Below are 15,610 nucleotides of genomic sequence, written 5' to 3'. Positions count from 1 at the left end.
AGGCGTACCTTTGTATGCGCCTGAACCGTGGATGGGGAACCATGAACACTTCTACAAGTACTGCCTACAACTACAAGGTGGTCCGCCAATTTGCCATTATGACGGTGGTTTGGGGCATCGTCGGTATGGGGCTCGGCGTTTTTCTCGCCGCGCAGCTGGTCTGGCCGGAACTCAACTTCAATTTGCCCTGGACCAGTTTCGGGCGCTTGCGCCCATTGCACACCAACGCGGTGATCTTTGCCTTCGGCGGTTGTGCACTGTTTGCCTCGTCCTTTTACGCAGTGCAACGTACCTGCCAGGCAACACTGTTCGCGCCGAAGATCGCCATGTTTACCTTTTGGGGTTGGCAACTGGTGATTTTGCTGGCTGCCATCAGCTTGCCGCTGGGCTACACCAGCTCCAAGGAATACGCCGAGCTTGAGTGGCCGATCGATATCCTGATCACCATCGTCTGGGTCGCTTATGCCATCGTGTTCTTCGGCACGATCATGAAGCGCAAGACCAAACACATTTACGTGGGCAACTGGTTCTTCGGCGCATTTATCGTGACCGTGGCCATCTTGCACATCGTCAACAACCTGGAAATCCCGGTCAGCTTCACCAAGTCCTACTCGCTGTACGGTGGTGCGACTGACGCCATGGTGCAGTGGTGGTACGGCCATAACGCTGTGGGCTTTTTCCTGACGGCCGGCTTTTTGGGGATGATGTACTACTTCGTGCCGAAACAGGCCGAACGTCCCATCTATTCCTATCGCCTGTCGATCGTGCACTTCTGGGCCCTGATCACCCTTTACATCTGGGCCGGCCCGCACCACTTGCACTACACCGCACTGCCGGACTGGGCCCAGTCACTGGGCATGGTGATGTCCCTGATTCTGCTGGCGCCAAGCTGGGGCGGCATGATCAACGGCATGATGACCCTGTCGGGCGCCTGGCATAAATTGCGCAGCGACCCGATCCTGCGTTTCCTCGTGGTGTCCCTGGCGTTCTACGGCATGTCGACCTTCGAAGGACCGATGATGGCGATCAAGACCGTCAACGCCCTCTCCCACTACACCGACTGGACCATCGGCCACGTACACGCCGGGGCATTGGGCTGGGTGGCGATGATTTCCATCGGCGCGCTGTATCACATGATCCCGAAAATTTTCGGTCGCCCGCAGATGTACAGCATGGGCCTGATTAACGCGCACTTCTGGCTAGCCACTATCGGCACAGTGCTTTACATCGCCTCGATGTGGGTCAACGGCATCGCCCAGGGCCTGATGTGGCGCGCAGTCAACGAAGACGGCACGCTGACCTACTCCTTCGTCGAAACCCTGGTGGCCAGCCATCCGGGCTATGTCGTGCGCCTGATCGGCGGCGCGATTTTCTTCAGCGGCATGTTGCTGATGGCATACAACACTTGGCGCACCGTGCGTAACGCCGAGCCCGCTGAAGTCGTAGCCGCCGCGCAGATGGCCTGAGGAGTTCGCCATGAAACACGAAATCGTTGAAAAAAATATCGGCCTGATGCTGTTGCTGATGATTCTCTGTGTGAGTGTCGGCGGCCTGACGCAAATCGTCCCGCTGTTCTTTGAGGATGTCACCAATACCCCGGTCGAAGGCATGAAGCCTTATACCGCGCTGCAACTGGAAGGTCGTGACATCTACATTCGCGAAGGCTGCGTGCAATGTCACTCGCAGATGATTCGTCCGTTCCGGGCCGAGACCGAGCGCTATGGCCATTACTCGGTCGCCGGTGAAAGTGTCTGGGATCACCCGTTCCTTTGGGGTTCCAAGCGTACCGGGCCGGATCTGGCGCGGGTCGGCGCCCGCTACTCGGATGACTGGCACCGCGCGCATCTGTACAACCCGCGCAACGTCGTACCCGAGTCGAAAATGCCCGCCTACCCGTGGCTGGTCTCCGAACCGGTGGATGACAGCCATACCCAGAAGAAACTCGAAGTGATGCGCACCCTGGGCGTGCCTTACACCGACGAAGACATCGCCAATGCCAGACAGTCGGTACAGGGCAAGACCGAAATGGACGCGCTGGTGGCCTACCTGCAAGTGCTCGGCACTGCCATCAAGAGCAAGAGGTGAGCCATGTTTGACATGAGTAGTGGAATGATCCGCGGCCTGGGCACTGTGGTGGTGGCGGTGGCGTTTATCGGCCTGGCGCTGTGGGTATTCAGCCCGCGGCGCAAGTCGGAGTTCGAAGACGCGACCCTGCTGCCATTCAAAGACGATCCAGAGGCGATCAAACACGTCGAGCAAGAACAAGCGTCTAGGAGTAATAAGCAATGACCACCTTCTGGAGTGTTTATATCTGCGTGCTGACCATTGGCACGCTGATCGGCCTGACCTGGCTGTTGATCAGTACCCGCAAGGGGGAAAGAAAAAGCGAAACCGTCGAGACCATGGGCCACAGTTTTGACGGCATCGAGGAGTACGACAACCCGCTGCCACAATGGTGGTTCATGTTGTTCGTCGGCACGCTGGTGTTTGGTGTGGGCTATTTGATCCTTTACCCGGGCCTTGGCAACTGGAAAGGCCTGCTGCCGGGTTACGAGGATGGCTGGACCGGGGTGAACGAGTGGCAAAAGGAGATGGACAAGGCAGACGCCAGGTTTGGCCCCATTTTCGCCAAATACGCCGCCATGCCGGTTGAGCAAGTGGCCCAGGATCCCCAGGCATTGAAAATGGGCGGTCGTCTGTTTGCCTCCAATTGCTCTGTGTGCCACGGTTCTGATGCCAAGGGCGCCTTCGGCTTCCCCAACCTGGCCGACAACACCTGGCGCTGGGGCGGCGATGCCGACACCATTAAAACCACGATCATGGGCGGACGCATCGCTGCAATGCCGGCCTGGGGCCCGGTACTGGGTGACGAGGGTGTGAAGAACGTTGCCGCCTATGTGCGCCACGATCTGGCCGGCCTGCCTTTGCCCCAGGGCACGACCGTGGATCTGGTGGCTGGCAAGCAAGCCTTCGAAACCACCTGCGTGGCGTGCCACGGTGCCAACGGCAAAGGCATGCCACTGATGGGCGCGCCGGATCTGACGGTGCCAGCGGGTTTTATTTACGGCACCAGCCTGGCGCAATTGCAGCAAACCATTCGCCATGGCCGCCAGGGCCACATGCCGGCGCAGAACGAGTTGCTGGGTAACGACAAGGTGCAATTGCTGGCTGCGTATGTGTTCAGCTTGTCCCATGGTAATCAAGAGGAAAAAACAGCCGAATAATTACCAGACATTTCCTGCCGCATCATTTTGGTGCGGCAGTTCCCGCCTAAAAGCGCGACCAAGTGTCGCACCTCTTTTTAGTCCGCCGTTGCTCTCCCGCCATTCAGGACTAAGCTCAAATTCTCAGTGATCCCGGGGTCACCGGTTTCACGTCAAGTGAATTTAATCGGTAAGTTGAAGGGTGCAGTTACAGGCCACACTGGTGGGTTTACAACGGCTATCGTTGATTGCGATCTTCGCCATCAAGTTGCCATGACTGCCCCCCTCCCGGTTTTGCCCTGCCCGGCCCTTTCATTTTTGCCTTCCACGGGGTGTTTTGTTGGCGGTCGACTTGACCCTACTGCACGCATGGAAAGGCCGCAGAATAAGCGTTGGAACGCATTGACCGAGGTCAAGCCGCGTTGCAATACCCCTACGTTTTATACATACTTGCGACCGATTTTTACTCCTAATAAAACACCAAAACCGTGGAACCTTAGAATGAGCACAGCAATCAGTCCGACTGCTTATAACTATAAGGTAGTCCGCCAGTTCGCCATCATGACGGTGGTCTGGGGGATCCTTGGCATGGGGCTCGGGGTTTTTATCGCGTCACAGCTTGTGTGGCCTGAATTAAACCTTGGTCTTGAGTGGACAACCTTTGGCCGTCTGCGTCCCCTGCATACCAATCTTGTGATTTTTGCCTTCGGTGGCTGTGCATTGTTTGGTACCTCGTACTACGTCGTGCAGCGCACCTGCCAGACACGCCTGATCTCCGACGCCCTGGCTGCCTTCACCTTCTGGGGCTGGCAGGCGGTCATTATCGGCGCGATCATCACGTTGCCGCTGGGCTACACCACAACCAAGGAATACGCAGAGCTGGAATGGCCCCTGGCTATCCTGCTGGCCATCGTCTGGGTGGTCTACGGTATTGTGTTCTTCGGCACCATTACCAAGCGCAAAACCAAGCACATCTATGTAGGTAACTGGTTCTACGGTGCATTCATTGTCGTCACGGCAATGCTGCACATCGTCAACCACGCGTCCCTGCCGGTGAGCTTCTTCAAGTCCTACTCGGCTTACGCCGGTGCGACTGACGCCATGATCCAGTGGTGGTACGGCCACAACGCTGTAGGTTTCTTCCTGACTACCGGCTTCCTGGGCATGATGTACTACTTCGTGCCGAAGCAGGCCGAGCGTCCGATCTACTCGTATCGTCTGTCGATCGTGCATTTCTGGGCCCTGATCACCCTCTACATCTGGGCCGGCCCGCACCACTTGCACTACACCGCTCTGCCGGACTGGGCCCAGTCGCTGGGCATGGCAATGTCGATCATCCTGCTGGCTCCAAGCTGGGGCGGCATGATCAACGGCATGATGACCCTGTCGGGCGCCTGGCATAAATTGCGCACCGACCCGATCCTGCGCTTCCTCGTGGTGTCCCTGGCCTTCTACGGCATGTCGACCTTCGAGGGCCCGATGATGGCAATCAAGACCGTCAACTCGCTGTCGCACTACACCGACTGGACCATCGGCCACGTACACGCCGGGGCACTGGGCTGGGTAGCGATGATTTCGATCGGTGCCATGTACCACATGATCCCGCGCATCTATGGCCAGAAGCAGATGTACAGCACCAGCCTGATCAACACGCACTTCTGGCTGGCGACTATCGGTACCGTGCTCTACATCGCTTCGATGTGGGTCAACGGCATCACCCAGGGCCTGATGTGGCGCGCAATCAACGACGATGGCACCCTGACCTACTCGTTCGTGGAAGCACTGCAAGCCAGCCATCCTGGCTTTATCGTTCGCGCCATCGGCGGGGCTATCTTCGCCAGCGGCATGCTGTTCATGGCCTACAACGTGTTCCGTACCGTACGCGCCTCGAACCCGGTAGAAGCTGAAGCAGCGAGCAAAATCGCTGTAGTTGGAGCCCACTGATGAAGCACGAAACAATCGAGAAGAATATTGGCCTGATGGCCTTCTTCATGGTCATCGCCGTGAGCATCGGTGGTCTGACCCAAATCGTTCCGCTGTTCTTCCAGGACGTGACCAATACCCCGGTTGAAGGCATGAAGCCGCGTACCGCTCTGGAGCTGGAAGGTCGCGACATCTACATCGCCAACGGCTGTGTGCAATGTCACTCGCAGATGATCCGCCCGTTCCGTGCAGAAACAGAGCGTTATGGCCACTACTCGGTAGCCGGCGAAAGCGTCTGGGATCACCCGTTCCTGTGGGGCTCCAAGCGTACCGGGCCGGACCTGGCCCGGGTTGGCGGTCGTTACTCCGATGACTGGCAGCGTGCGCACCTGTACAACCCGCGCAACGTGGTCCCCGAGTCGATCATGCCTGCCTATCCGTTCCTCGTAGAACGCAAGCTGGACGGCAAGGACACGGCGAAAAAAATGGAAGTCTTGCGCGTGCTCGGCGTTCCTTACACCGACGAAGATATCGCCGGGGCCAAGGATGCAGTGAAAGGCAAAACCGAAATGGACGCGCTGGTGGCCTATCTCCAGGGCCTGGGCACCATCATCAAAAGCAAACGGTGATCTAGATGGATATCGGGATGATTCGTGGCCTGGGCACTGTCGTCGTGATGGTGGCTTTTATCGGTTTGGCATTGTGGGTTTTCAGTCCGCGACGCAAGTCGGAGTTTGATGACGCAACCTTATTGCCGTTCAAGGATGATCCCGAAGCCATCAAGCACGTAGAGCAAGAGCAAGCTTCTAGGAGTAACAAAGAATGACTACGTTCTGGAGTCTGTACGTCACAGTCCTCAGTCTGGGTACCATCTTCGCCTTGACCTGGTTGTTGCTGGCCACCCGCAAGGGCCAACGCAGCGAGCAGACTGACGAGACAGTTGGGCACTCTTACGACGGGATTGAAGAGTACGACAACCCGATGCCGAAATGGTGGTTCATGCTGTTCATCGGCACCATCATCTTCGCCCTCGGCTACCTGGTGCTGTACCCGGGCCTGGGTAACTGGAAAGGCCTGCTGCCGGGCTACGAGTACCTGGACACCAAAGAGAAGACCGCGTTTGCCAATGGCCAGACAGGCTGGACCGGTGTTCACGAGTGGGAAAAGGAAATGGCTAAATCGGACGCCAAGTTTGGTCCGATCTTCGCCAAATTCGCCGCCATGCCCATTGAGGAAGTGGCCAAAGACCCGCAAGCACTGAAGATGGGTGGCCGCCTGTTTGCCTCCAACTGCTCGGTGTGCCACGGTTCCGACGCCAAAGGCGCCTATGGCTTCCCTAACCTGACCGACGCCGACTGGCGCTGGGGCGGTACACCGGCAGACATCAAGGCCACCATCATGGGCGGTCGCCACGCCATCATGCCGGGCTGGTCCGAAGTGATCGGCGAGCAAGGCGTCAGCGACGTGGCCGCCTATGTCCTGACCGGCCTGGACGGCCGCAAGCTGCCGGAAGGCGCGAAAGCCGACCCTGCCAAGGGCAAGGAACTGTTCGCGACCAACTGTGCGGTTTGCCACGGTCCGGAAGGCAAGGGCAACCCGTTGATGGGCGCACCGAACCTGACCCACCCGGGTGCATTCATCTACGGTTCGAGCTTCGCTCAATTGCAACAGACCATCCGTTACGGCCGTCAGGGCCAGATGCCTGCACAGGCCGACCTGCAAGGGAACGACAAGGTTCACCTGCTGGCGGCCTACGTTTACAGTCTGTCCCATGGCGATGACGCCAAGGCAGCCGAGTAAACCAGGGTTGTAACTGCTGCAGAAAACGGCCCCGCCAACCCACGTTGGCGGGGCCGTTTTATTACCGCCGTGCTTTCGCTGGACGCCACCATTGCCCGGTGCGCAATTGCCCTGCACTTGAACCGCGACCCCAAGTCAATTGATCCATGTCACGACTTGTTACATCTCCTATACCAAGTTGGTGCTTTCCGGAACGCGACCAAAGGTCGCACCCTTGAGCTAGAGTCACAGGCGTATCATTACGCCACTGCAACACCTTCTGACCGCGGTCGGCATGTACTGACCGAGGCATTTTCCACTGCCGTGGGACGCACTAATGAGCAATCAGATTCCTGTACACAACGTCACGCCGCCTGCCAAAAAACCTGGTGACAGCGTCGATTTGTATGCCTCCCGGGAAAAGATCTACACCCGGGCCTTTACCGGTATTTTCCGCAACCTGCGCATCGCCGGTGGCGCCGTGCTGTTCCTGCTGTATTTCGGTACGGTATGGCTCAACTGGGGTGGGCACCAGGCCGTCTGGTGGAACCTTCCCGAGCGTAAATTCTTTATTTTTGGCGCCACCTTCTGGCCACAGGATTTCATCCTGCTCTCCGGGCTGCTGATCGTCGCGGCCTTTGGCCTGTTCTTTATTACCGTGTATGCAGGTCGCGTGTGGTGTGGTTACACCTGCCCGCAAAGCGTCTGGACCTGGGTTTTCATGTGGTGCGAGAAGGTCACTGAAGGTGACCGCAACCAGCGCATCAAGCTCGACAAGGCGCCAATGAGCGCCAACAAGTTCCTGCGCAAATTCAGCAAGCACAGCCTGTGGCTGCTGATCGGTTTTGTCACCGGCATGACCTTTGTCGGTTACTTCTCGCCGATACGCGAACTGGTATTCGATTTCTTTACCGGCCAGGCTGATGGCTGGGCGTACTTCTGGGTCGGCTTTTTCACCCTCGCCACCTACGGCAACGCCGGCTGGCTGCGCGAGCAGGTGTGCATTTACATGTGCCCGTATGCGCGCTTCCAGAGCGTGATGTTCGACAAGGACACGCTGATCGTTTCGTACGACCCGCGGCGCGGCGAAGTCCGCGGCCCGCGCAAAAAAGACACTGATTACAAGGCCCAAGGCCTGGGTGACTGCATCGACTGCACCATGTGCGTGCAGGTGTGCCCGACCGGGATCGACATTCGTGACGGCCTGCAGATTGAATGCATCGGCTGCGCCGCCTGTATCGATGCCTGCGACAGCATCATGGACAAAATGAACTATCCTCGCGGCCTGATCAGCTACACCACCGAGCACAACCTGTCGGGCCAGAAAACCCACAAGTTGCGTCCGCGCCTGCTTGGCTATGCACTGGTGTTGCTGACCATGATGGGTCTGCTGGCAGCTGCGTTCTATACCCGTACCCTGGTGGGGTTCGACGTCAGCAAAGACCGCGTGCTCTACCGCGAAAACGCTGAAGGACGGATCGAAAACGTCTACAGCCTGAAGATCATGAACAAGGATCAGCAAGACCACACCTATGTACTGGAGGCCACAGGCCTGCCGGACCTGAAACTGCAAGGCAAACGCGAAATCAGGGTCGCCGCGGGCGATATCGTCAGCCTGCCGGTCGAGCTCTCGATTGCCCCGGAGCAGCTGCCGTCCAGCACCAACGAAGTGTTCTTCATCCTCAAGGATGCCGATCACAACGACATCAGCGTCAAAGCCAAGAGCCGCTTCATCGGCCCACAAATCAGATAAGAGAAGAGAACCTGCCATGCCCGCAGCAAACGCCTCCAGCCCTTGGTACAAGCATCTTTGGCCGTGGATCATCATTGCCATTCTCGCCTGCTCGGTGACGTTGACCCTGTCCATGGTGACCATTGCCGTGAACAACCCGGACAACCTGGTCAACGACAACTACTACGAGGCCGGCAAAGGCATTAACCGCGCACTTGACCGCGAACTGCTGGGCCAGACCCTGCAGCTCAAGGCCAAGCTGCGGCTGGATGAAATGACCGGCGAAGTGGTGCTGCTGCTTGATGGCAACAGCAAACCGAAGGTACTGGAACTGAATCTGATCTCGCCGACCCAACCCGAGAAAGATCGCAAGATCAGCCTCAGCCAGAGCGAATCAGAGCCGGGCCGTTACATCGGCCAGCTGGATGACAAAATCGAAGGCCGGCGCTTTGTTGAGCTGCTGGGCGTTGAAGACGGCAAAACCTGGCGCCTGTTTGAAGAAGAGCTGGTGGGCCATGACAAAGACCTGCTGCTGGGCGACGAGCCGCTTCAGGGCGCTGAAGTGCACAAGACCAATTAACCCCATTGCGCGCCAGCCCGTTCCCGCACCTGCAGGAGCGGGCCGGAGCGCAATGTCGCAGTTCCGGCGACACCCTCTCGCGAAAGACCGCCATGACCTCTCCCGTTCCCTGCTATCACTGTGCCCTGCCCGTCCCGCCCGGCAGCCGCTTTACTGCCGTTGTTCTGGGCCAGACCCGCGAGTTCTGCTGCCCTGGTTGCCAGGCGGTGGCCGAGGCGATCGTGGCCGGCGGCCTGGAAAGCTATTACCAGCATCGCAGCGAAGCCTCTGCCAATCCCCAGGCATTACCCGTGCAACTGGTGGAAGAGCTGGCTCTGTATGACCGCGCCGATGTGCAAAAACCCTTTGTCCGGCATGAAGGCGAACAGGCCGAAACCACCCTGCTGATCGAAGGCATCAGTTGCGCCGCCTGTGGCTGGCTGATTGAAAAACATCTGCGGCGTCTGCCTGCCGTGAGCGAAGCCCGCCTCAATCTGTCCAACCACCGTTTGCATGTGCGCTGGGCTGACAGCCAGTTGCCGCTGAGTGAAATACTCAGCGAACTGCGGCACATCGGTTATGCCGCGCACCCGTATCAGGCAGACAGGGCAACGGAACAACTGGCCAGTGAAAATCGCTTGGCTTTGCGCCAGCTGGGTGTCGCCGGACTGCTGTGGTTCCAGGCGATGATGGCGACCATGGCCACCTGGCCGGAATTCAACATTGATCTCAGCCCCGAGATGCACACCATCCTGCGCTGGGTTGCACTGTTTCTGACAACACCCATCGTGTTTTACAGCTGCACGCCTTTTTTCAAAGGCGCCATGCGTGATCTGCGCACCCGCCATCTGACTATGGATGTGTCGGTTTCGCTGGCCATCGGCGGCGCCTATATCGCCGGCATCTGGACTGCCATTACCGGAGTCGGCGAGCTGTATTTCGATGCGGTGGGCATGTTCGCCCTGTTTTTGCTGGCCGGGCGCTACCTGGAACGCCGCGCCCGGGAACGCACTGCCGCCGCCACCGCACAACTGGTCAACCTGCTGCCGGCGTCCTGCTTGCGATTGAGTGATGACGGCCAGAGCGAGCGCATTCTGCTGAGCGAACTCAAAGTCGGTGACAAGGTGCTGGTGCACCCCGGCGCGATTCTTCCGGCCGACGGCAAGATCCTGCAAGGCCAGTCCAGCATCGACGAGTCTCTGCTGACCGGCGAATACCTGCCACAGGCACGCCGGGCTGGTGATGCGGTCACCGCCGGCACCCTGAATGTCGAAGGCGCGCTGACCGTCGAGGTTCTGGCCCTGGGCCAGGACACGCGCCTGTCCGCCATCGTGCGCCTGCTGGACCGGGCCCAGAGCGAAAAACCGCGCCTGGCCGAGATTGCTGACAAAGCGGCGCAGTGGTTCCTGCTGTTTTCGTTGCTCGCTGCCGTGGCAATTGGTCTGCTGTGGTGGCAACTCGATCCGTCACGGGCGTTCTGGATCGTGCTGGCGATGCTGGTAGCCACCTGCCCTTGCGCCCTGTCACTGGCGACCCCCACCGCACTCACCGCGGCCACCGGCACTCTGCACAAGCTGGGCCTGTTGCTGACCCGCGGCCATGTGCTCGAAGGGCTGAACCAGATCGACACGGTGATCTTCGACAAGACCGGGACCCTGACCGAAGGCCGGCTGACCTTGCGCGCGATTCGCCCCCTGGGCGAACTGGACAGCGATCAGTGTCTGGCCCTGGCGGCGGCCCTCGAGAACCGCTCGGAACACCCGATCGCCCGCGCGTTCGGCCGCGCTGCACAAGCCGCCGAACAGGTACACAGCACACCAGGCCGGGGCCTTGAAGGCCTGGTGGGTGACCGCCAGTTACGCATCGGCCAGCCGGACTTTGTCTGCGAACTGAGCCTCTGCCCGGTGCCGCCGATGCCGGATGAGCCCGGGCAATGGCTGTTGCTGGGTGATACCGCCGGCGCGCTGGCCTGGCTGGTGCTCGACGACCATCTGCGCGACGACGCTCCCGCGCTACTGGCGGCCTGCAAGGCGCGGGGCTGGCGCACGCTGCTGCTCTCGGGGGACAGCTCGCCGATGGTGGCCAGTGTGGCCGCCGAGCTGGGTATCGATGAGGCCCGGGGCGGCTTGCGCCCGGATGATAAACTGCAGGTCTTGCAGCAACTGCACGCCGAGGGCCGCAAGGTGTTGATGCTCGGTGACGGGGTCAACGATGTGCCGGTGCTGGCCGCAGCCGATATCAGCGTGGCCATGGGCTCGGCCACTGACCTGGCCAAAACCAGTGCCGATGCAGTATTGCTCTCCAATCGCCTGGATGCCCTGGTGCAAGCCTTCAGCCTGGCCCGCCGCACACGGCGGGTAATCATCGAAAACCTGCTCTGGGCCGGCCTGTACAATGGCCTTATGCTGCCTTTTGCGGCACTGGGCTGGATCACGCCGATCTGGGCTGCCATCGGCATGTCGATCAGCTCGTTGACCGTGGTACTCAATGCCTTGCGCCTGACCCGCATGCCCAGACAGGCCCATGCCCGGCCTGCGTCACAACCCCGTCCGCTGCCGATCTGAACCGGACGCCTGGAGTATTTATGCCAGCGCTTTACATCATGATTCCCGCGGCCTTGCTGATTGTCGCAATCGCCATCTACATCTTCTTCTGGGCAGTGGACAGCGGCCAGTACGATGACCTCGACAGCCCGGCCCACAGCATCCTGTTTGACGACCAGGACCCGAAACATACAGCGGCCGTCGAAGAAGCCAGGCTGCATCACCCGGAGTCGGAGCAGGACACCGACAGCAAGGCCCCACCCCATGTTTGAGCTGGCGCCACTACTGGTTTCGGCCGTGATTCTGGGCCTGCTCGGGGGCGGCCATTGCCTGGGCATGTGCGGCGGCCTGATGGGGGCATTGACCCTGGCCATCCCCAAAGAGCAACGCAGCCGCCGCTTCAGGCTGCTACTGGCCTATAACCTGGGGCGGATCCTCAGTTACGCCGCCGCAGGTTTGCTGCTGGGGCTCGCCGGATGGGCGGTGGCCAACAGTCCGGCGGCGATGTACATGCGCATCCTCGCCGGGTTGCTGCTGATCTGCATGGGCTTATACCTGGCCGGCTGGTGGAGCGGCCTGACCCGCATCGAAAGCCTGGGACGCGGCCTGTGGCGGCATATCCAGCCCGTTGCCAACCGCTTGCTGCCCGTATCGAGCCTGCCCCGGGCATTGCTGCTGGGCGCGCTGTGGGGCTGGCTGCCATGTGGCCTGGTCTACAGCACGCTGATCTGGTCGGCCAGCCAGGGCAGCGCGATCGACAGTGCACTGCTGATGCTGGCATTCGGGCTTGGTACCTGGCCCGTGCTGCTGGCGACCGGCCTGGCTGCCGAGCGTGTCACGGCACTGCTGCGCAAGCGCAGCGTACGCATGGCCGGGGGCTTGCTGGTGATCCTGTTCGGCATCTGGACCCTGCCCGGCCCCCATCAGCACTGGTTGATGGGGCACTAGCCCAGTCACTTGTGCGGGCGCTTGCCGGCGATACAGGCAACGCAGCCCAACTGGATGACCTCACCGATACCATCGCCAGCAAGCTGGCTCCCACAATAGCTATGCAACCGGGAGGGACACTCTGTGGGAGCTGGATGACCTGATTGTGCAACCCCAAGGAACACACTGTGGGAGCTGGCTTGCCAGCGATACAGGCAACACAGCCCAACTGCATGACCTCACCGATACCATCGCCAGCAAGCTGGCTCCCACAATAGCTATGCAACCGGGAGGGACACTCTGTGGGAGCTGGATGACCTGATTGTGCAACCCCAAGGAACACACTGTGGGAGCTGGCTTGCCAGCGATACAGGCAACACAGCCCAACTGCATGACCTCACCGATACCATCGCCAGCAAGCTGGCTCCCACAATAGCTATGCAACCGGGAGGGACACTCTGTGGGAGCTGGATGACCTGACTGTGCAACCCCAAGGAACACACTGTGGGAGCTGGCTTGCCAGCGATGCAGGCGACGCAGCCCAACTGCATGACCTCACCGACACCATCGCCAGCAAGCTGGCTCCCACAATAGCTATGCAACCGGGAGGGACACTCTGTGGGAGCTGGCTTGCCAGCGATGCAGGCGACGCAGCCCAACTGCATGACCTCACCGACACCATCGCCAGCAAGCTGGCTCCCACAATAGCTGTGCAACCCCCAAGGACACTCTGTGGGTGCTGGATGACCTGACCTCCCACAGCAGCTGTGCAACCCCGAGAGACACTCTGTGGGAGCTGGCTTGCCGGCGATGCAGTACACGCCGCCATTGATACAAATCAAGGCCATCCAAATCCCGAGCCCCTAGACTCCAGCGCATTGCCAACCATCCCAGGGGAATGCCCGCATGCTCGACGCCATTCGTTGGGACTCAGATTTGATTCGCCGCTATGACCTGGCCGGCCCGCGCTATACCTCATATCCGACAGCCATGCAGTTCACTGATCAGGTCAGTACTTTCGATCTGCTGCACGCCCTGCGCGAAAGCCGCAAGGCGTCGCGGCCGTTGTCGCTGTATGTACACGTGCCGTTCTGCGCCAATATTTGCTACTACTGCGCCTGCAATAAAGTGATCACTAAAGACCGTGGCCGGGCGCAGCCTTATTTGCAGCGACTGGAGCAGGAAATCCGCCAGGTCGCCTGCCACCTCGACCCCAGACAAACCGTCGAGCAACTGCACTTTGGCGGAGGAACGCCGACCTTTCTCAGCCACGCCGAATTGCGCCAATTGATGGCCAGCCTGCGCGAAAACTTCACCTTGCTGGACGACGACTCCGGCGATTACGGCATCGAAATCGACCCCCGGGAAGCCGACTGGTCGACCATGGGCCTGCTGCGCGAGCTGGGGTTCAATCGCGTCAGCATTGGCCTGCAAGATCTCGACCCCCAGGTACAGCGAGCGGTCAATCGCCTGCAAAGCCTGGAAGAAACCCGTGCCGTGATCGATGCTGCGCGCACCCTGCAGTTTCGCTCGATCAATATCGACCTGATCTACGGCCTGCCCAAGCAAACCCCCGAAGCCTTCGCACAAACCATCAACGAAGTGATCAGCCTGCAGCCGGATCGTTTGTCGGTGTTCAATTACGCGCACTTGCCAGAGCGCTTCATGCCGCAACGGCGGATCAATACCAGCGATCTGCCCTCGCCTGCCGCCAAACTGGAAATGCTTGAGCGCACCATCGCCCAGCTGACAGCTGCCGGCTATCGCTATATCGGCATGGATCACTTCGCTCTGCCGGACGACGAACTGGCCATCGCCCAGGAAGAAGCCACCCTGCAACGCAACTTCCAGGGTTACACCACCCACGGTCATTGCGACCTGATCGGCCTCGGCGTATCAGCCATCAGTCAGATCGGCGAGCTGTACTGCCAGAATGACAGCGACATCACCCAGTATCAGCGCACCCTGGCCAGCGGCCAGCTCGCCACTGCCCGTGGCCTGCTGTGCAATCAGGATGACCGGATCCGGCGCGAGGTGATTCAACAAATCATCTGCAATTTGAACTTGCCGTTCGCCCACATAGAGCAAGTATTCAATATTGATTTTCGAGGCTACTTTGCCCAGCAGTGGCCTGCCCTGCAGAGAATGGCCGCCGATGGCCTGATCACCCTGGACCATGAGCAATTGACCGTACTGCCCGCCGGGCGGCTGTTGGTGCGCTCGGTGTGCATGGTGTTTGATGGCTACCTGGAACAGGCCAGTCGGCAGCGATTTTCCCGGGTGATATAGGGAGCGCTCGCAACCGGTGATAACGCCCGCTAGCTGGCCATCAGTGAAGAAGCCTTGAGCGCGTCCTCACCGCTCAAGTCTTTCATGGCTTTGACCAGGCTGGCATTGGCATTGAGCAATGCAGCACTCAAACCGGCAATTGCCGCCTGCAAGCCGGCGGCCTGAGCCCTGGCCTGCTCAGGATTCAAATTGCTGTTGGCCATGACTTGCTGCAGTTGAGCCTGCTTTTCAGCTATCTGCTTTTTGATCTCGCGAATCATCTTCAGAATTTTCTGAACCTGATCCGGCAAACCGCTGCCTTCAATGTCGTCGTTCTGATCTTTCTGCGCTTTTGCCAACTTCATGGCCGCACCTGAAATCACCACTTTGACGCCCTCAGCGGGAGCTGCCGCTTGGCCAAGGCCCGTGTCCTCGTCAGCCACTGCGACATTCTGTCTGTTTATCGCAGGCGTGTTTATGGTCAACATGCCACTCTGACTAAGGCCAACTCCACCCATCGATGACATCTGACCTGCTCCCTGTGCTTAAGCCGTTACCGGGCTATCGGCACGGCTGCAGGTTACTTGAGTGAAGTGCACTGAATTGGCGCACTGGCCTCAGCCCCCTCCCTGGGGTAACCTTGCATCTTATGTGTGTTTTCCTATAAGGATTTAAG

At 59.5% G+C, this 15,610-nt stretch carries 15 protein-coding genes; 14 read left to right on the top strand and 1 reads right to left on the bottom strand.

Going from position 1 to position 15,610, the window contains the following annotated elements:
* Positions 1-41 precede the first annotated feature (41 nt).
* The 14 genes from ccoN (FEZ21_RS11565) to hemN all read left to right on the top strand — a co-directional run bounded on the left by ccoN (FEZ21_RS11565) (position 42) and on the right by hemN (position 14,955).
* Positions 42-1,466 carry a cytochrome-c oxidase, cbb3-type subunit I gene (gene ccoN, locus FEZ21_RS11565; RefSeq protein WP_003447222.1) on the top strand — a complete coding sequence of 475 codons (1,425 nt, stop codon included), beginning with the start codon at positions 42-44 and terminating at the stop codon, positions 1,464-1,466.
* 10 nt (positions 1,467-1,476) lie between these two features.
* A complete protein-coding gene (gene ccoO, locus FEZ21_RS11560) occupies positions 1,477-2,085 on the top strand; it encodes a cytochrome-c oxidase, cbb3-type subunit II (RefSeq protein ID WP_003447220.1) in 609 nt (202 codons plus the stop codon).
* A 12-nt stretch (positions 2,086-2,097) separates the two neighbouring features.
* On the top strand, positions 2,098-2,289 hold the full coding sequence (locus FEZ21_RS11555; protein WP_003447218.1) for a cbb3-type cytochrome c oxidase subunit 3: 192 nt from the start codon (positions 2,098-2,100) through the stop codon (positions 2,287-2,289).
* Entirely contained in the window at positions 2,286-3,224 is a 939-nt protein-coding gene (gene ccoP, locus FEZ21_RS11550) for a cytochrome-c oxidase, cbb3-type subunit III (RefSeq protein ID WP_003447216.1), read from the top strand. Before FEZ21_RS11555 ends, ccoP (FEZ21_RS11550) begins: the two co-directional genes overlap by 4 nt.
* Positions 3,225-3,704: 480 nt before the next feature.
* Complete coding sequence (ccoN, locus tag FEZ21_RS11545; RefSeq protein ID WP_003447214.1) at positions 3,705-5,147, top strand: cytochrome-c oxidase, cbb3-type subunit I; 1,443 nt, start codon at positions 3,705-3,707, stop codon at positions 5,145-5,147.
* Positions 5,147-5,755: a cytochrome-c oxidase, cbb3-type subunit II gene (ccoO, locus tag FEZ21_RS11540; RefSeq protein ID WP_003447211.1), complete on the top strand. Its 609-nt coding sequence runs from the start codon at positions 5,147-5,149 to the stop codon at positions 5,753-5,755. The genes ccoN (FEZ21_RS11545) and ccoO (FEZ21_RS11540) overlap by 1 nt, the downstream gene beginning before the upstream one ends.
* Positions 5,756-5,760: 5 nt before the next feature.
* Positions 5,761-5,952 carry a CcoQ/FixQ family Cbb3-type cytochrome c oxidase assembly chaperone gene (locus tag FEZ21_RS11535; protein ID WP_003447209.1) on the top strand — a complete coding sequence of 64 codons (192 nt, stop codon included), beginning with the start codon at positions 5,761-5,763 and terminating at the stop codon, positions 5,950-5,952.
* Entirely contained in the window at positions 5,949-6,926 is a 978-nt protein-coding gene (ccoP, locus tag FEZ21_RS11530) for a cytochrome-c oxidase, cbb3-type subunit III (protein ID WP_003447207.1), read from the top strand. The genes FEZ21_RS11535 and ccoP (FEZ21_RS11530) overlap by 4 nt, the downstream gene beginning before the upstream one ends.
* Positions 6,927-7,242: 316 nt before the next feature.
* Entirely contained in the window at positions 7,243-8,658 is a 1,416-nt protein-coding gene (gene ccoG, locus FEZ21_RS11525) for a cytochrome c oxidase accessory protein CcoG (protein ID WP_010656158.1), read from the top strand.
* A 16-nt stretch (positions 8,659-8,674) separates the two neighbouring features.
* Complete coding sequence (locus tag FEZ21_RS11520; protein ID WP_003447203.1) at positions 8,675-9,217, top strand: FixH family protein; 543 nt, start codon at positions 8,675-8,677, stop codon at positions 9,215-9,217.
* Positions 9,218-9,309: 92 nt separating this feature from the next.
* Complete coding sequence (locus tag FEZ21_RS11515; RefSeq protein ID WP_160627152.1) at positions 9,310-11,760, top strand: heavy metal translocating P-type ATPase; 2,451 nt, start codon at positions 9,310-9,312, stop codon at positions 11,758-11,760.
* Between the two features lie 20 nt (positions 11,761-11,780).
* Positions 11,781-12,011 carry a cbb3-type cytochrome oxidase assembly protein CcoS gene (gene ccoS, locus FEZ21_RS11510; RefSeq protein WP_003447199.1) on the top strand — a complete coding sequence of 77 codons (231 nt, stop codon included), beginning with the start codon at positions 11,781-11,783 and terminating at the stop codon, positions 12,009-12,011.
* Positions 12,004-12,687: a sulfite exporter TauE/SafE family protein gene (locus FEZ21_RS11505; protein ID WP_003447197.1), complete on the top strand. Its 684-nt coding sequence runs from the start codon at positions 12,004-12,006 to the stop codon at positions 12,685-12,687. Before ccoS ends, FEZ21_RS11505 begins: the two co-directional genes overlap by 8 nt.
* Before the next feature lie 885 nt (positions 12,688-13,572).
* On the top strand, positions 13,573-14,955 hold the full coding sequence (hemN, locus tag FEZ21_RS11500) for an oxygen-independent coproporphyrinogen III oxidase (RefSeq protein WP_003447195.1): 1,383 nt from the start codon (positions 13,573-13,575) through the stop codon (positions 14,953-14,955).
* A 29-nt stretch (positions 14,956-14,984) separates the two neighbouring features.
* On the opposite strand, the gene FEZ21_RS11495 is transcribed toward hemN, so the two are convergent.
* A complete protein-coding gene (locus FEZ21_RS11495; RefSeq protein WP_372238781.1) occupies positions 14,985-15,299 on the bottom strand; it encodes a hypothetical protein in 315 nt (104 codons plus the stop codon).
* Positions 15,300-15,610: the final 311 nt, after the last annotated feature.

Origin of the sequence: Pseudomonas sp. 9.1(2019) (assembly GCF_009910445.1) — a bacterium.
Classification (GTDB): domain Bacteria; phylum Pseudomonadota; class Gammaproteobacteria; order Pseudomonadales; family Pseudomonadaceae; genus Aquipseudomonas; species Aquipseudomonas paraversuta.
This window is presented reverse-complemented; position numbering and strand designations above follow the sequence as displayed.